This window comes from Curtobacterium flaccumfaciens pv. betae, assembly GCF_026241855.1.
GTDB lineage: Bacteria > Actinomycetota > Actinomycetes > Actinomycetales > Microbacteriaceae > Curtobacterium > Curtobacterium flaccumfaciens.
In genome coordinates, this window is record NZ_JAPJDC010000001.1 from 833,601 (window position 1) to 849,305 (window position 15,705).

At 68.8% G+C, this 15,705-nt stretch carries 12 protein-coding genes; 9 read left to right on the forward strand and 3 right to left on the reverse strand.

The window, feature by feature from the left end; all coding sequences use genetic code 11:
- Positions 1–422: 422 nt before the first annotated feature.
- Together ORG17_RS04000 and fbaA are read right to left on the reverse strand one after the other, a co-directional pair.
- Complete coding sequence (locus ORG17_RS04000) at positions 423–1,682, reverse strand: M18 family aminopeptidase (RefSeq protein ID WP_214527059.1); 1,260 nt, start codon at positions 1,680–1,682, stop codon at positions 423–425.
- 105 nt (positions 1,683–1,787) lie between these two features.
- Complete coding sequence (gene fbaA, locus ORG17_RS04005; protein WP_110860683.1) at positions 1,788–2,816, reverse strand: class II fructose-bisphosphate aldolase; 1,029 nt, start codon at positions 2,814–2,816, stop codon at positions 1,788–1,790.
- 158 nt (positions 2,817–2,974) lie between these two features.
- Between fbaA and glpX the strand changes: the two genes are divergently transcribed.
- Both glpX and ORG17_RS04015 read left to right on the forward strand, forming a co-directional pair.
- Entirely contained in the window at positions 2,975–3,964 is a 990-nt protein-coding gene (gene glpX, locus ORG17_RS04010) for a class II fructose-bisphosphatase (RefSeq protein WP_017886722.1), read from the forward strand.
- A 232-nt stretch (positions 3,965–4,196) separates the two neighbouring features.
- The gene (locus ORG17_RS04015) at positions 4,197–5,747 is read left to right on the forward strand and encodes an RNA-directed DNA polymerase (protein ID WP_214527061.1); all 1,551 of its coding nucleotides are present in this window, start codon (positions 4,197–4,199) and stop codon (positions 5,745–5,747) included.
- A 38-nt stretch (positions 5,748–5,785) separates the two neighbouring features.
- On the opposite strand, the gene ORG17_RS04020 is transcribed toward ORG17_RS04015, so the two are convergent.
- Positions 5,786–7,048 carry a DNA recombination protein RmuC gene (locus ORG17_RS04020; protein WP_301630782.1) on the reverse strand — a complete coding sequence of 421 codons (1,263 nt, stop codon included), beginning with the start codon at positions 7,046–7,048 and terminating at the stop codon, positions 5,786–5,788.
- Positions 7,049–7,237: 189 nt separating this feature from the next.
- Here ORG17_RS04020 and iolC point away from each other — a divergent pair, with 189 nt between their 5' ends.
- From iolC to ORG17_RS04055, 7 genes are read left to right on the forward strand one after another with little or no spacing between them, the layout of a single operon-like run.
- A complete protein-coding gene (gene iolC / locus ORG17_RS04025; protein WP_027464520.1) occupies positions 7,238–8,278 on the forward strand; it encodes a 5-dehydro-2-deoxygluconokinase in 1,041 nt (346 codons plus the stop codon).
- Positions 8,271–9,260: a class I fructose-bisphosphate aldolase gene (locus ORG17_RS04030; protein ID WP_035807563.1), complete on the forward strand. Its 990-nt coding sequence runs from the start codon at positions 8,271–8,273 to the stop codon at positions 9,258–9,260. The genes iolC and ORG17_RS04030 overlap by 8 nt, the downstream gene beginning before the upstream one ends.
- Positions 9,257–10,768 (forward strand): CoA-acylating methylmalonate-semialdehyde dehydrogenase, encoded by a 1,512-nt coding sequence (locus tag ORG17_RS04035; protein WP_214527065.1) that lies wholly within the window; start codon positions 9,257–9,259, stop codon positions 10,766–10,768. Before ORG17_RS04030 ends, ORG17_RS04035 begins: the two co-directional genes overlap by 4 nt.
- An 8-nt stretch (positions 10,769–10,776) precedes the next feature.
- Positions 10,777–11,700 (forward strand): 5-deoxy-glucuronate isomerase, encoded by a 924-nt coding sequence (gene iolB / locus ORG17_RS04040; protein ID WP_214527067.1) that lies wholly within the window; start codon positions 10,777–10,779, stop codon positions 11,698–11,700.
- A 17-nt stretch (positions 11,701–11,717) separates the two neighbouring features.
- Positions 11,718–13,607: a 3D-(3,5/4)-trihydroxycyclohexane-1,2-dione acylhydrolase (decyclizing) gene (gene iolD / locus ORG17_RS04045; protein ID WP_214527132.1), complete on the forward strand. Its 1,890-nt coding sequence runs from the start codon at positions 11,718–11,720 to the stop codon at positions 13,605–13,607.
- Positions 13,608–13,640: 33 nt separating this feature from the next.
- Positions 13,641–14,594 (forward strand): sugar phosphate isomerase/epimerase family protein, encoded by a 954-nt coding sequence (locus ORG17_RS04050; RefSeq protein WP_017887103.1) that lies wholly within the window; start codon positions 13,641–13,643, stop codon positions 14,592–14,594.
- Positions 14,595–14,637: 43 nt separating this feature from the next.
- The gene (locus tag ORG17_RS04055) at positions 14,638–15,705 is read left to right on the forward strand and encodes a Gfo/Idh/MocA family protein (RefSeq protein ID WP_214527068.1); all 1,068 of its coding nucleotides are present in this window, start codon (positions 14,638–14,640) and stop codon (positions 15,703–15,705) included.

Consider the following 15,705-nt stretch of genomic DNA (forward strand, 5'->3'; position numbering starts at 1 on the left):
CGTCCGTCGGCCAGTCGCGGTGCGGTGCCGTTCCGGCGAGCGTGACCAGCCTCGCGGGCGCGCGCAGCACCCGATGCCGTGTGGTCGCAACACACCGCGGCCCGCCGTCGAGTGGTCAGAACGTGTCGTTCGGCACCGGCTCGACCGACAGTTCGTGACCTCTCGGCCCTGGGCGCGCGGGGAGTCGTGACCTCTCGGCAGCCCGTCTGTCGGCCAGTCGCGGTGTGGTGCCGTTCCGGCGAGCGTCGTCGGCCTTGCGGGCGCGCGCAGCATCCTATGCCGTGTGGTCGCAACACGCCGTGGGCCCGCCGTCGAGTGGTCAGAACGTGTCGTTCGGCACCGGCGCGAGCGACAGTTCGTGACCTCTCGGCCCGATGCGCGCGGGGAGTCGCGACCACCCAGCAGCCGACGCCGCCCGGAGGTCAGCCGGCCAGGAAGGCGGCGACCGCTCCGTGCAGGGCAGCCAGGTCGTCGACGTGCACGAGCTCCCGGATCGAGTGCATCGACAGCAGCCCGACGCCGATGTCGATCGTCGGGATCCCGAGCCGGGTCGCCGCGATCGGGCCGATGGTCGAGCCGCCGGGGATCGTGTTCACGTTGACGAACGGCTGCCACGGCACACCGGCGGTCTCGCACGCCGCTGCCCAGACGGCCTCGCCCTTCGCCTCGGTCATGTAGCGCTGGTTCGCGCTGATCTTCAGCAGCGGTCCGGCTCCGGGGCGCGGACGGTTCGTCGGGTCGTGCTTCTCCGGCTGGTTCGGGTGCACCAGGTGCCCGGCATCGCTCGACAGCAGCCACGACGCACGGAACGCCCGTGCGGCCTCGGAGCGGGTGGCGCCGAGGCCCTCCTGCACACGGCCGAGGACGTCCTCGAGGAACGGACCACCGGCACCGGACGGCGTCGACGACCCGATCTCCTCGTGGTCGAACGCCGCGAACACCGGGATGTGGTCACCGTCGGTCGGAGCGTCCACGATGCCCCGGAGTCCGGCGTGCACGCTCGTCAGGTTGTCCATCCGGCCGGACGCCAGGAACTCCCGCTCGATGCCGATCCGGGCCGGTGCCTGGGTGTCGGCGAGGAACAGGTCCCACGACACCGCGCCCTCGCCGAGCCGGGCGAGCAGCCATTCCACGACGGAGGTCCCGCCGGCGTCGCCGTCGACCCCGACGATCGGCAGGGTGTGGCGCTGGCGGTCGATCTCCTTGCCGTCGTTGACCCCACGGTCCAGGTGGATCGCCAGGTTGGGGATCCGGGCGACGGCGTCGGTGCTGACGAGCCGCACGCTGCCGTCGGCGTCGACGACCCGGCCGGCGATCCGCAGGTCGCGGTCGAACCAGGTCGACAGGAGCGCACCGCCGTAGACCTCGACGCCCAGCTGCTCCCAGCCCCCGGTACGCACGCCGGGGTTCGGCTTCACGCGGAAGCCGGGGGAGTCGGTGTGGGCGCCGAGGATCCGGAACGGCGTCGTCGGGCCGGCACCGTCGGGCAGGCGCCACGCGATGACGGCGCCGTCGCGGACCACCACGTACGCACCGGCTTCGGTCGGCCAGGCGTCGAGCTCGGACAGCTCGGTGAACCCGGCAGCGACGAGACGGTCACGGGTCGCCGCCGCCGCGTGGAACGCGGTGGGCGACTCGGTGACGAACTGGGCGAACTCGGAGGCGATGGCGTCGACGGTCACCCGCCCATCGTGGCACGCGGTGGAGGCGACCCGACGCAGAACGGGGCGCGTCCGTCGGACGCACCCCGTTCCTCCAGGCCGGTGGACCCGACCGGACGGACCTGCTCAGCCCTTGGCGTGACCGGCCGAGCCGAGGACCTTCGCGGCCTCGACGACGCGGGCCGCCATGGCGGTCTCGGCGACCTTGCCCCAGGCGCGGGGGTCGTACTGCTTCTTGTTGCCGACCTCGCCGTCGATCTTCAGGACGCCCTCGTAGTTGCGGAACATCGAGTCCGCGATCGAGCGGGTGAACGCGTACTGCGTGTCCGTGTCGATGTTCATCTTGATGACGCCGTTGCGGACGGCCTCGTGGATCTCGTCGTCGGTCGAACCGGAGCCGCCGTGGAACACGAGGTCGAGGGGGTTCTCGCCCGTGCCGTGCTTCGAGGCGACCGACGCCTGGATCTCGCCGAGGAGCTCGGGGCGGAGCTTGACGTTGCCCGGCTTGTAGACGCCGTGCACGTTGCCGAAGGTGAGCGCCGCGATCCAGCGGCCCTTGTCACCCAGCCCGAGTGCGTCGACGACCTTCTCGACGTCGTTCGGGGTGGTGTAGAGCGCGTCGTTCGTGCCCTCGTGCTGGACGCCGTCCTCTTCGCCGCCGACGACGCCGATCTCGACCTCGAGGATCGCGTTGATGTTCCGCGTCTTCTCGATCATGGTCTTCGCGATCTCGATGTTCTCGTCGAGCGGCACGGCCGAACCGTCCCACATGTGCGACTGGAAGATCGGGTTGCGGCCCTGCCGGACCTCTTCCTCGCTCGCCGCGATCAGCGGCAGGACGAAGCCGTCGAGGGCGTCCTTCGGGCAGTGGTCGGTGTGCAGCGCGACCGTGATGTCGTAGTTCTTGGCGACCTCGTGGGCGAACTTCGCCATCGCGAGGGCACCCGCTGCGCGGTTCTTGATGGTGTGGCCGGCGAAGTAGTCGGCACCGCCCGTCGTGACCTGGAGGATGCCGTCGGAACCGGCCTCCTGCAGGCCCTGGAGGACCGCGTTGATGGTCTGCGAGGAGGAGACGTTGACCGCGGGGTACGCGAACTTGCCCGCCTTCGCGCGTTCGATCATCTCGGCGTACTGTTCCGGCGTTGCGATGGGCACGTGGATCTCCTTCGACTTCGGTGATGTCCCCGCCGATCGTAGTCAGAAGCTCTGGAGGCGCGGTCCGGGTTACGCGGTCGGCTCCGTCCGGCGTGCACATGCGTGCACGGGCCCGGTGTCCGGACCGCGGGTCGGCCGCCGGTCGGTAGGCTCGGGTCGTGACTCCCACTACGGAAACCGGCTCCCTGTTCCTCCAGCCCGACCGCAACCTCGCGCTCGAGCTCGTGCGTGCGACGGAGGCCGCCGCGATCCGTGCGCAGCCGTGGGTCGGGCGTGGTGAGAAGAACCTCGCCGACGGCGCCGCGGTCGACGCGATGCGCAAGTTCCTCGGCACGGTGAACTTCGACGGCGTCGTCGTCATCGGTGAGGGCGAGAAGGACAACGCCCCGATGCTCTACAACGGCGAGCACGTCGGCAACGGTCACGGTCCGGCCTGCGACATCGCGGTCGACCCGATCGACGGCACCTCGCTCACCGCCGCCGGGCGCCAGAACGCCATCTCCGTGATGGCCGTCTCGGACCGCGGCTCGATGTACGACCCCTCTGCCGTCTTCTACATGGACAAGATCGCCGCCGGCCCCGAGGGTCGCGGTGTCCTGGACCTCGAGAAGCCGATCGGTGACAACATCCGCGCGCTGGCGAAGGCCAAGGGCAAGGACCTCGAGGACATGGTCGTCGCCGTGCTCGATCGTCCGCGCCACGACGAGCTGATCCGCGCCATCCGCGCGACCGGTGCTGGCACGCGACTGCTGCTCGACGGTGACGTCGCCGGTGGCATCGCCGCCGCCCTGCCCGGCTCGACGATCGACATGTGCGTCGGTGTCGGCGGCACCCCCGAGGGCATCATCACGGCGTGCGCGATCAAGGCGCTCGGCGGCGTGATCCTCGGCAAGCTCCAGCCGAAGGACGACGAGGAGCGCGAGCGCGCCATCGCCGCCGGCCACGACCTGGACAAGGTCCTCGACCAGGACGACCTGGTCACGGGGGACAACACGTTCTTCGTCGCCACCGGCGTCACCGACGGCGTCCTGGTCGACGGCGTGCGTCGTTCGCGCGGCGTCATCCACACCGACTCGCTCGTCCTCCGCTCACGCTCGAACACGATCCGCCGCATCCAGGCCGACCACCGTGCGGAGAAGTGGTTCTGATCCGCTGACGCGTCGCGGGTGCGCGCAGTTCGAACCATGACGCCGATGTGACACCAGATCCGAGATTTTGTTCCACATCGCTTTCGTGGTTTCCCAAGAGCCGGCTACAGGAGAGGGCGACAGAACCAGCTCGCCAGTCACTGGACGCACCCCTAGGACCCGTTCTGATCTCACGTTCGCTAAAGCGCGACGTTTCGAGGCTTCTGGCTGAGGTGCGAGGTAGGGTCCTAGGGTGAATATCTTGGGGCTGGACTTAGCAGAAGCAGCGAAGCTGCTCGACTCTGAACGTTACGGCGACTGGTATCGCGACCCCTGGGGCTGGCCGGAGCTGCGGCCCGAATTCGTCGAAACACTGACGGAGGCGGATCTCCCAATCGAGAAGAATGGGACGAAGTACCGCTTCGCCCATTCGCCGAAGCTGCACGCATTTGAGGTGCCGAAATCTTTCTTTGGGCAGCGCCCTGCTGTGATGCTCGACGCAATCTCGCGACTTGCCTACGCGGCTGCAGTTGTTCCTTTTGCAAAGTCCCTTGAAGCGGGGACGCCGGCCTGGGTGTTTGGGTGGCGATTTCGCAACGGGACGTTAGCGCGAGGCACTGACGAGTGGCAGGCTTACCGGGCCTCGCATAGCACAATGCGCCACTCGTCACACGCAGGGGAGACGGATATCACGTCTTTCTTTGCGTCCGTTGACCACGAGCGGTTGCTGATGAAGCTTAAGGCCCGAAAAATGTCGGGCTTGTCGCTCGACGTGGTGGAAACAGTGATTCGTTCCCACGCCTCACTGCATTACAGGTCCGGGATTCCGCAGAGGAGCAGCGCATCCGCTTTGCTCGCGCAGATCGTTCTGAGTGATGTCGATGAGGTGATACAAAGTCAGATCAACGACGGGCGCATAGCGGCCGCGCGCCGGTGGATGGACGACATAAGTTTTGAAGGGTCATTCGAGGACGTCTACGGGCTCATTCTGGAAATTCAAAAAGAACTTCGAACTGTCGGTCTTGAGATCAACGCTTCCAAGACGAAAGTGCACCTGTCTTCGGCGCGGGCGGACGCTCTAGAGGACCAGTGGCGCGACCTCATAGAAGTAACCGAAGAGACGTACGAATCCGATGAGTATCCTGGACTTTCCTACACCTATATCTCCCAGGAGGACCTATCCAATGCTGAACATCGATCCTTGCAGCGTCCATCTGAGACTGAACGCACAACGCTCGGGCTGGTGCTTCGAAGTCTGCGCTCTTACGAAGATTTCGACCGAGTAGAGGATTGGATGGACGTTGCCCGCATGGTCCCGCATGGAGCTGACCATCTTAGTCGGTACCTCCGAGATGCAGTGAGTCATAAGCGTTTGTCGGTTAGGCGAATCAACGCGTGGTTCGAGCAGGAGCATGCGAGCGACTGGCCGCACACGGAATGGGTCGCGGCGCAACATGCTATTGCGATCGCGGATGGTATTGCCGATAATCGAACGCAGCGCATTCTCGGCGACTGGGTTAGAACAACTGATAACGCTCAAAAGCTCGCGGTTGCGACGCAGCGGATGGCGAACTTTGACCCGATTGGTCTTCGCCGGAGTGTCCTTAAGAGAGTGGACTCATGCGCGGACCCTATGTTGTTGCGCATTTTCGTATTAGCGCTTCTTTCAGTTGGCTATGACTCCACGAACCTCGATGCCATCCTTTCTCGTGATCCCCATAATGCGCTACTGCTGAAGTTTCTGCGAGATCGTAACTGGAAAGGTCTAACTCCGGTGGGCGACTTCGCTGGAGCTGAGCGCTAGGGCTTTCGTAGTCCCATGGGGACATCGGTGCGGTGCCGTCAGTCCTCGTCGACGGCGCCGACGAGCTCCGGTGCCGTGAGCAGCCGCGGCTCGTCCTCGATCGACGACGGGTCCGCGATGACCTTCGACTCATCGAGCGGCGACAGCCGACGGGCGCTCGGCAGCACCTGGCGTTCGAGGGACCCGACGAAGCGGTTGTAGTCGACGACCGAGCCCCGGATCGAGCGGCCGAGCTTGTCGACGTGCCCGGCCATCGTGGAGAGCCGGCCGTAGAGCTCGCGGGAGACCTTGAAGAGCTCGTGCGCCTCTTGCGACACGACGTCCTGCTGCCACGAGAACGCCACGGTCTTGAGCACGGACCACAGGGTCACGGGTGAGGCGAGGGCGATGCGCTTGCGGAAGGCGTGGTCGAGCAGCCCGGGGTCGGCGGCGAGTGCGCTCGAGATGAGCGACTCGGACGGGATGAAGGCGACGGTGAGCTCGGGGGAGGCGTCGTACCCGGTCCAGTACTCCCGTGCGGCGAGGGCGTCGACGTGCGCGCGGAGCGCCTTGACGTGCTGGGCGATGAGCTGGTCGCGTCGTGCTGCCTCGGCGCCGGTGGCGGTCGCGGGGATCTCGGCGGCCTGCAGGTAGGCGCTGAACGGCACCTTGGCGTCGACGGCGATGGTCTTGCCGCCGGGCAGGTGCACGACCATGTCCGGCCTGGCGGAGCCGACCGCGGTGGTGACGGAGGACTGCACGTCGAAGTCGACCCGTTCGAGCAGCCCGGCGGCCTCGACCACGTTGCGCAGCTGCGTCTCGCCCCAGACGCCGCGCGTGCTGTTCGACGACAGGGCGCTGGCCAGGGTGTCGGCGGTGGCACGGAGGCGCTCTTCGGACTCGGCGGCCGACCGGAGCTGCGCCGACAGCGCGCCGTACTGCTCGCTCCGCGACTGCTCGAGCTCGGCGATCTTCGTGCGCATCACGTCGAGCGTCTGCGCCACGGGGCTGAGCGCGGTGAGCACCTTCGACTCGTTCTGGTTGCGCGCCGCGTCGACGCCGTGCATGCGCTGCACCAGGTGCTCGAGTTCGGCGGAGCGCCGTTCGAGCGAGTCGACCTGGCGGCGGTACTGCGTGTCCTGGGCGTCGAGGCGTTCCTCGGCGTCGCGCCGCACCGCCTCGAGCTGGCCGCGCAGGGCCTCGGCCGTCGCGCGGGCCGATGCGGCGTCGACGCCTGCGCGCGAGCGGGCGAGTGACCAGGCGACGACCGCACCGACGGCGATGCCGATCACGAGACCGATGACCAGGGCGAGGATCTGCATGTCGCGACCCTGGCAGAACCCACCGACACCGCGCCTCCCGGCACTCCGAGGTGACCGCCGGACCAGCGTGACGGACACTACGCGACCAGCGTGACGGACCTCGGAATCCATGTCATGACATTAGGGCAAACAGGGTGTACAGTCGTGATCGTCCGCCGATGAAGCCGCACGGAAGGTCCACCGCGTCGCATGACGAACCAAGCTCCCCACGCCTACGACGTGATCACGATGGGACGCGTCAGCGTCGACATCTACCCGCAGCAGACCGGCCCCCTCGAGGACGTCTCGACCTTCTCGAAGTCCGTCGGCGGCAGCGCCACGAACGTCGCCATCGCCGCTGCTCGCCACGGCGCGGACGCCGCGGTCATCACCCGGACGGGCAACGACCCCTTCGGTCGGTACATCGCCCGCACGCTGCCCGAGTACGGCGTCGCGAACGCCTTCGTCGAGACGGTGGAGGGGCTGAACACCCCCGTCGCCTTCTGCGAGATCTTCCCGCCGGACGACTTCCCGCTCTACTTCTACCGGGCCCCGAAGGCGCCGGACCTGATGATCACGGCGAAGTCCCTGCCGCTGCACGAGATCGAGCGCGCGAAGATCTTCTGGACCACGGTGACCGGCCTCAGCGAGGAGCCGAGCCGACAGGCGCACCACGTGGCGTACGAAGCCCGGTCCGCCGCGCAGAACAGCACGAAGACCCACACCGTCTTGGACCTGGACTACCGGTCGATGTTCTGGTCGAGCCCCGAGGCCGCGACGCGCGAGGTCGCGATCGCCCTCGAGCACGCCACCGTCGCCGTCGGCAACCGTGAGGAGTGCGAGGTGGCGGTGGGGGAGACCGATCCGGTCCGCGCCGCCGACGCCCTGCTCGACCGCGGTGTCGAGATCGCGATCGTCAAGCAGGGGCCGAAGGGCGTGCTGGCGAAGACCCGCGACGAGTTCGTCGAGTTCCGTCCGCACCACATCGACGTCGTGAACGGGCTCGGCTCGGGCGACGGCTTCGGCGGCGCGCTGACGCACGGACTGCTGCAGGGCTGGAGCCTCGAGCGGATCCTGGCGTTCTGCAACGCGGCCGGCGCGATCGTCGCGACGCGGTTCGAGTGCTCGACGGCGATGCCGACGAGCGACGAGATCGAGCAGTTCCTGACCGACAACCCGGCCGAAGGCACGAACCACACGGGTGAGACGTACACGGGTGAGACGAACACCGAGGAGAAGACCCATGCCTGAGCTCAGCCCCGCTGACTTCCAGCGCCTCCGCGACATCCGTGCCGGCCAGCCCGACCTGGTGCGTGCCACGCTCGACGCCCGCCGCAAGCGCTCCCTGCTCGCCGACGACGGCAAGCTCTTCATCGTCGCCGCCGACCACCCCGCACGCGGTGCCCTGGCCGTGCGCGACGACGAGTCCGCGATGGCCGACCGCTACGACCTGCTCGAGCGGCTCGTCACGGCCCTCGGCCGTCCTGGGGTCGACGGGGTGCTCGGTACCCCCGACATCCTCGAGGACCTCGCGCTGCTCGGCGCCCTCGACGGCAAGGTCGTCGTCGGGTCGATGAACCGCGGTGGACTCCGCGGCGCCACGTTCGAGATGGACGACCGGTACACGGCGTACTCGGCGCAGGCGATCAAGGACTCCGGGCTCGACTTCGCCAAGCTGCTGGTGCGCATCGCCCTGGAGGACTCGGGCACCGCGCCGACGCTCGAGGCCACGGCCCGCGCCGTCAGCGAGGCCGCTGCGCTCCAGCTGCCGATCATGCTCGAGCCGTTCATGTCCGAGTGGCGGGACGGCCGGGTCGTCAACGACCTGTCGGCCGACGCCGTGATCACCTCGATGGCGATCGCCGCGGGACTCGGCGAGTCCAGCGCCTACAGCTGGCTCAAGATCCCCGTCGTCGACGACATGGAGCGCGTGATGGCCGCGACGACGCTGCCCACGCTGCTGCTCGGCGGCGACCCGGCTTCGCGGCCGCTGGAGACGTACGCCAAGTGGGCTGACGCCCTGGCCCTGCCCGGCGTCCGCGGCCTGGTCGTCGGACGCACCCTGCTCTACCCCTCGGACGGCGACGTCGCCGCCGCCGTGGACGTCGCCGCCGGTCTCGTCCACAGCCAGGAGGCCCGGGGCGGGTTCTCCACAGATGCCCACGACCCAGCCGCTCGGCTCGCGGGCGCCACCACCATGGACTCGTCCATCTCGGAAGGAAGCAACGCATGACGCTCACCGACACGACCACCACCACCGTCGGGCACTGGATCGACGGCAAGCGCGTCGAATCCGCGTCGGGCAACACCGCCCCCGTGTACGACCCGGCGCTCGGCGTCGCGACCAAGCAGGTCGCGCTGGCCGACGAGTCCGAGATCCAGGCGGCCATCGGCAGCGCCAAGGCGGCGTTCCCCGGCTGGAGCAACCTGTCACTGGCCAAGCGCCAGGCGATCCTGTTCTCGTTCCGCGAGATCCTGAACCGCGACAAGGCCGAGCTGGCCGCGATCATCACGAGCGAGCACGGCAAGGTCATCGACGACGCCCTGGGTGAGATCGCCCGTGGGCAAGAGGTCGTGGAGCTCGCCACCAACATCCCGAGCCTGATGAAGGGAGAGTTCTCCGACCAGGTCTCGACCGGCATCGACGTCTACTCGATCCGCCAGCCGCTCGGCGTCGTGGGCATCATCAGCCCCTTTAACTTCCCGGCGATGGTGCCGCTCTGGTTCCTGCCGATCGCGATCGCCGCGGGCAACACCGTCGTGCTGAAGCCGAGCGAGAAGGACCCGTCGGCCGCCATCTGGCTCGCCGAGAAGTTCAAGGAAGCCGGGCTGCCCGACGGCGTCTTCAACGTGCTCAACGGCGACAAGCTGTCCGTCGACGGCCTGCTCACCAGCGACGACGTCGAGTCGATCTCGTTCGTCGGCTCCACGCCCATCGCGCAGTACGTCTACGAGACCGGCACGAAGCACGGCAAGCGCGTGCAGGCCCTCGGCGGAGCGAAGAACCACATGCTCGTCCTGCCCGACGCCGACCTCGACCTGGTCGCCGACAACGCGATCAACGCCGGCTTCGGTTCGGCCGGTGAACGCTGCATGGCGATCTCGGTCGTCGTCGCCGTCGAGCCGGTGGCGGACGAGCTCATCCAGAAGATCAAGGACCGCGCGGCGACCCTGCGCATCGGCGACGGTCGTCGCGGGTGCGACATGGGGCCGCTCGTCACGAAGCAGCACCGTGACAAGGTCGCCTCGTACATCGAGGTCGCAGAGCAGGACGGTGCGGTGGTTGTGGTGGACGGCCGCACCGTCCGACCCGACGGCGACGAGAACGGCTTCTGGCTGGGTCCGACGCTGATCGACCAGGTGCCCACCACCAGCCGCGTCTGCACCGAGGAGATATTCGGTCCGGTGCTGAGCGTCGTGCGGGTCGCCACCTACGAAGAGGGCCTCGAGCTCATCAACTCCGGCGCGTACGGCAACGGCACCGCCATCTTCACGAACGACGGTGGCGCCGCCCGACGGTTCCAGCGCGATGTGCAGGTCGGCATGATCGGCATCAACGTGCCGATCCCGGTGCCTGTTGCCTACTACTCGTTCGGCGGATGGAAGAACTCGCTGTTCGGCGACCACAAGGCGTACGGTGCCGACGGCGTGAGCTTCTTCACCCGTCAGAAGGCGATCACGAGCCGGTGGCTCGACCCGTCGCACGGCGGCATCAACCTCGGCTTCCCGTCGAACAACTGACCCGCAGCATGGCGAACGAACAGCACCAGCACGACCAGTGGTTCATCCCGGCGGGCTCCCGGCCCGAGGCGGGCTGGACCGACGTGGTCGACGGTCGCATCGAGGGGTGGGCGCACACCGGGCTCCGGACCGGCGCGCTGACCGACGGGGGCGAGCTGCGCCTCCCGGCCGACGCCGTGGAGCGCATCGTCGTGCCGCTCGCCGGGTCGTTCCACGTGACCCACTCGGGCGCTGCCGGTGACGGCGAGCAGACCCTGCAGGGTCGGGGGAGCGTCTTCGAGGGCCCCACCGACGTCCTGTACCTGGGCTCGGGCTCCGCGGCCACCATCACCGGCAGCGGCCGGTTCGCCGTCGCCGAGGCGCCCACCGACACCGTCAAGCCGACCACCTACGTGGCCCGGCCGGACGTGCCGGTGGAGCTCCGCGGCGCCGGGCAGTCGAGCCGTCAGGTGCACAACTTCGGCACCCCGGCGGCGCTCGACGCCGTCAAGTTCATCGTGTGCGAAGTGATCACGCCGGCCGGCAACTGGTCGTCGTACCCGCCCCACAAGCACGACACGAACGTGCCCGGGTCGGAGTCGAACCTCGAGGAGATCTACTACTACGAGGCTGCGGTGTCCCGTGGGCTCGAGTCGATCGCGACCGAGGCCGCCGACCCGTTCGCCCTGCACCGCACGTACGCCTCGGACGACCGCGCCATCGACGAGTTCCGGCAGGTCCGGACCGGCGACGTCGCCCTGGTGCCGTACGGCTGGCACGGTCCGGCGGTCGCCGCTCCGGGCTACGACATGTACTACCTGAACGTGATGGCCGGGCCCGACCCGGAGCGCGTCTGGAACATCACCGACGACCCCGCCCACGGGTGGGTCCGGCAGGCGTGGGCATCGGAATCGATCGACCCACGACTGCCCTACGAAAGGAAGCAGGCGTGACCACCACCACGCGGAAGATGACGGTCGGCCAGGCACTCGTCGAGTTCCTGGCCAACCAGTGGACCGTCGACGGCGACGTCCGCGAACGCACCATCCCGGGGATCTTCGGCATCTTCGGGCACGGCAACGTCGCCGGGGTCGGTCAGGCCATCAAGCAGCTCCACGTCGAGCAGCCCGGTCTGCTGCCGTACCACCAGGCCCGCAACGAGCAGGCGATGGTGCACGAGGCCGTCGGCTTCGCCCGCATGCACCGCCGCCGCGCGACCTACGCGTCGACGGCGTCGGTCGGCCCGGGCGCCGCCAACATGCTGACCGCCGCGGCACTCGCCACCACGAACCGGCTGCCGGCACTGCTGCTGCCGTCGGACACCTTCGCCACGCGCACCACGGACCCGGTGCTCCAGCAGATCGAGCTGCCGCACGACACGTCGTTGCAGGTCACCGACGCCTTCCGTCCGCTGTCGCGCTACTTCGACCGTGTGGAGCGTCCGGAGCAGCTGTTCTCGATCGCCCTCGCCGCGATGCGGGTGCTGACCGACCCGGCCGAGACCGGTGCGGTGACGATCGCGCTGCCCGAGGACGTCCAGGCCGAGGAGTTCGACGTCCCCGTCGCGTTCCTGCAGCCGCGCGAGTGGCACATCCGCCGCCCGCTGCCCGAGCGCGGCCCGCTCGAGCGTGCCGTGGCCGCGATCCGTGCCGGCCGGCGTCCGGTCATCGTGGCCGGTGGCGGGGTGCTGTACTCCGACGCCGCCGACGAGCTCCGCGCCTTCGTCGAGGCCACCGGGATCCCGGTCGGCACGTCGCAGGCCGGTGGCGGATCCCTGGTCTGGGACCACCCGCAGTACCTCGGCGGGATCGGCGCGACGGGCACCGCGGCCGCCAATGCGATCGCCGCCCAGGCCGACGTCGTCATCGGGATCGGCACCCGCTACAGCGACTTCACCACGGCGTCGCGCACGGCGTTCCAGAACCCGGACGTCACGTTCGTCAACGTCAACGTGGCCGCGTTCGACGCCTACAAGCACGGTTCGCAGCTGCCGCTGATCGCGGACGCCCGGGAGGCGCTGGTCGCCATGACCGAGTCGCTCACGTCGGACACGGCGTACGTCGTCGAGCCCGGCTACGCCTCCGAGATCGCCTCGCTGAAGGCGGCGTGGGACGCCGCCGTCGACGGTGCCTTCGCCCCGTCCGGTGCAGACCTGCCCGGCCAGCCTGAGATCATCGGGGCCGTGCAGTCGGTCTCCGACCCGCGCGACGTCGTGATCCAGGCTGCGGGCTCGCTGCCCGGCGACCTGCACAAGCTCTGGCGGGTGCGGGACGAGCTCGGGTACCACGTCGAGTACGCGTTCTCGTGCATGGGCTACGAGATCGCCGGTGGCATCGGGGTCCGCCGCGGGGCTCCGGACCGCGACGCGATCGTGATGGTCGGTGACGGCAGCTACCTCATGCTGCACACCGAGCTCGTCACGGCCGTGGCCGAGGGCATCAAGATCATCGTCGTGCTCATCCAGAACCACGGGTACGCGTCGATCGGGCACCTGTCCGAGACCGTCGGCTCCGAGCGCTTCGGCACGAAGTACCGCTACCTCGACGAGACCGAGTCGTTCGAGAACGGCGAGCCCCTGCCCGTCGACCTCGCCGCCAACGCCCGCTCGTACGGCGTCGACGTCATCGAGGTGCAGCCCGGTCCGGACAGCATCGAGGACCTGAAGGCCGCGCTTCGTCAGGCGAAGGCGAACGACCACACCACCCTGGTGCACATCAACTCCGACCCACTGGTCTACGCCCCCGAGGGCGACGGCTGGTGGGACGTGCCGGTCGCGCAGACCTCCACCCTCCCCAGCACCCAGGCCGCCCGCGCCGAGTACGAGCAGCAGGTCGCCACGCAGCGTCCGCTGCTCGGCTGAACCGTTCACGAGACAGAAAGCGACAGCGACGTCATGACCGACACCGCCACCCCCATCGGCAGCCCCGCCACCGACGCGGCGCCCGCCTCGATCCGCATCGGCACCGCCCCGGACTCGTGGGGCGTCTGGTTCCCGGACGACCCGAAGCAGGTGCCGTGGCAGCGCTTCCTCGACGAGGCGTCCGCAGCCGGGTACGAGTGGATCGAGCTCGGCCCGTACGGGTACCTGCCGACCGACCCGTCCCAGCTGTCCGACGAGCTCGAGTCCCGCGGGCTCAAGCTGTCGGCGGGCACGGTCTTCACCGGGTTCCACAAGGGCGAGGACCAGTTCCAGCGTGCGTGGGACCAGGCAGTCGCGGTCGCCGGCCTGGCCGCGAAGCTCGGCGCCGAGCACCTGGTGACGATCCCCGACCTGTGGCGCTCGGACGCCACCGAAGAGGTGCTCGAGGCGCGCACGCTCACCGACGAGCAGTGGGAGCGACTCGGCAAGGGACACGACCAGCTCGGCAAGGCGCTGCTCGAGGAGTACGGCGTCCACCAGCAGTTCCACACCCACGCGGACAGCCACGTCGGCACCTACAAGGAGACCGTGCGGTTCCTCGAGGTCACGAACCCCGAGTACACCAACCTCTGCCTCGACACCGGCCACTTCGCCTACTACGGCGGCGACAACCTCAAGCTCATCGCCGCCCACCCGGAGCGCATCGGCTACCTGCACCTCAAGCAGGTCGACACCGACCTGCTGTTCGACGTGCTCAAGAACGACGTGCCGTTCGCGACCGCCGTGTCGCAGGGCATCATGACCGAGCCGCCGCACGGCACCCCGGAACTCGCCCCGATCATCGAGGCCGTCGCCGCGATCAACCCGGACGTCTTCGGCATCGTCGAGCAGGACATGTACGGCTGCTCCGTCGACGCCCCCGGCCCGATCGCCGAGCGCACCTTCCAGCACATCTTCGGCTCGACGTCGGCCGCCCGCGCCTCCTGACGCGCCGTCCACGCAGCGTCAACAACCCCAGGAGAACACCACCATGACCACCACGCAGAACCTCCGCGTCGCCGTCGTCGGCGCCGGCATGATGGGCGCCGACCACGTCCGCCGCATCACCGCCAAGATCTCGAACGCCGACGTCGTCGCCGTCGTCGAGCCCGACCAGGCCCGTGCCGCCGCGGCAGCCGCCCTGGCGCCCGGCGCGATCACCGCCGCGTCCTTCGACGAGGCGCTCGAGCAGACCGAGATCGACGCCGTCATCATCGCGACGCCGGGCTTCCTGCACGAGCCGATCCTGGTGACGGCGCTCGAGCGCGGGCTCACCGTCCTGTGCGAGAAGCCGCTGACGACCAGCGCCGAGGACTCGCTGCGCATCGTGGAGCTCGAGCAGCAGCACGCCGCCCGACCGGTCATCCAGGTCGGCTTCATGCGCCGGTTCGACTCCGGGTACCAGGAGCTCAAGGCGCTGCGCGAGTCGGGGGCGAACGGCGCCCTGCTCGCCCTGCACCACGCGCACCGCAACCCGACGACGCCGCCCAACTTCAGCGAGTCGATGCTCATCCACGACTCGGTGATCCACGAGATCGACATCATCCCGTTCCTGACCGGCGAAGCGATCACGAGCGTCGAGGTCAAGAAGCCGCGCAAGAACTCCCTCGCGCCGGCCGACCTGCCCGAGCCGCAGTTCGTCCTGTTCACCACCGAGTCCGGCACCATGGCGATCGTCGAGATCAACGTCAACGCCCAGTTCGGCTACCAGGTGACCACCGACGCGGTGTTCGAGTCCGGCGTCGCCTACATCGGCCGCGACACCTCGCTCTCGCTCGCCGCAGCCGGAGCGACCTCGCAAGGCGTCACGCCGTCGTTCAAGGAGCGGTTCGCCGCCGCCTACGACGAAGAAGTCCAGCGCTGGGTCGACGCGGCCCGGACCGGCGGCATCGACGGGCCGAGTGCCTGGGACGGCTACACCGCCTCCGTCGTCGCCGAGGTCGCCGTCCGAGCGCAGCAGTCCGGCGCGCACGAAGTGGTCGAGTACGCGGTCACGAAGCCGGCGTTCTACGACGAGACGATCGACGCGACCGCACCGGCCGCGCTCGCCGGGGCCTGA

What these genes read in the sequence shown, in the direction of transcription:
- ORG17_RS04020 (WP_301630782.1), bottom strand. Translation starts at nt 7,048, where the DNA reads ATGCAGATCCTCGCCCTGGTCATCGGTCTCGTGATCGGCATCGCCGTC.
- iolC (WP_027464520.1), top strand. Translation starts at nt 7,238, where the DNA reads ATGACGAACCAAGCTCCCCACGCCTACGACGTGATCACGATGGGACGC.
- ORG17_RS04030 (WP_035807563.1), top strand. Translation starts at nt 8,271, where the DNA reads ATGCCTGAGCTCAGCCCCGCTGACTTCCAGCGCCTCCGCGACATCCGT.
- ORG17_RS04035 (WP_214527065.1), top strand. Translation starts at nt 9,257, where the DNA reads ATGACGCTCACCGACACGACCACCACCACCGTCGGGCACTGGATCGAC.
- iolB (WP_214527067.1), top strand. Translation starts at nt 10,777, where the DNA reads ATGGCGAACGAACAGCACCAGCACGACCAGTGGTTCATCCCGGCGGGC.
- iolD (WP_214527132.1), top strand. Translation starts at nt 11,718, where the DNA reads ATGACGGTCGGCCAGGCACTCGTCGAGTTCCTGGCCAACCAGTGGACC.
- ORG17_RS04050 (WP_017887103.1), top strand. Translation starts at nt 13,641, where the DNA reads ATGACCGACACCGCCACCCCCATCGGCAGCCCCGCCACCGACGCGGCG.
- ORG17_RS04055 (WP_214527068.1), top strand. Translation starts at nt 14,638, where the DNA reads ATGACCACCACGCAGAACCTCCGCGTCGCCGTCGTCGGCGCCGGCATG.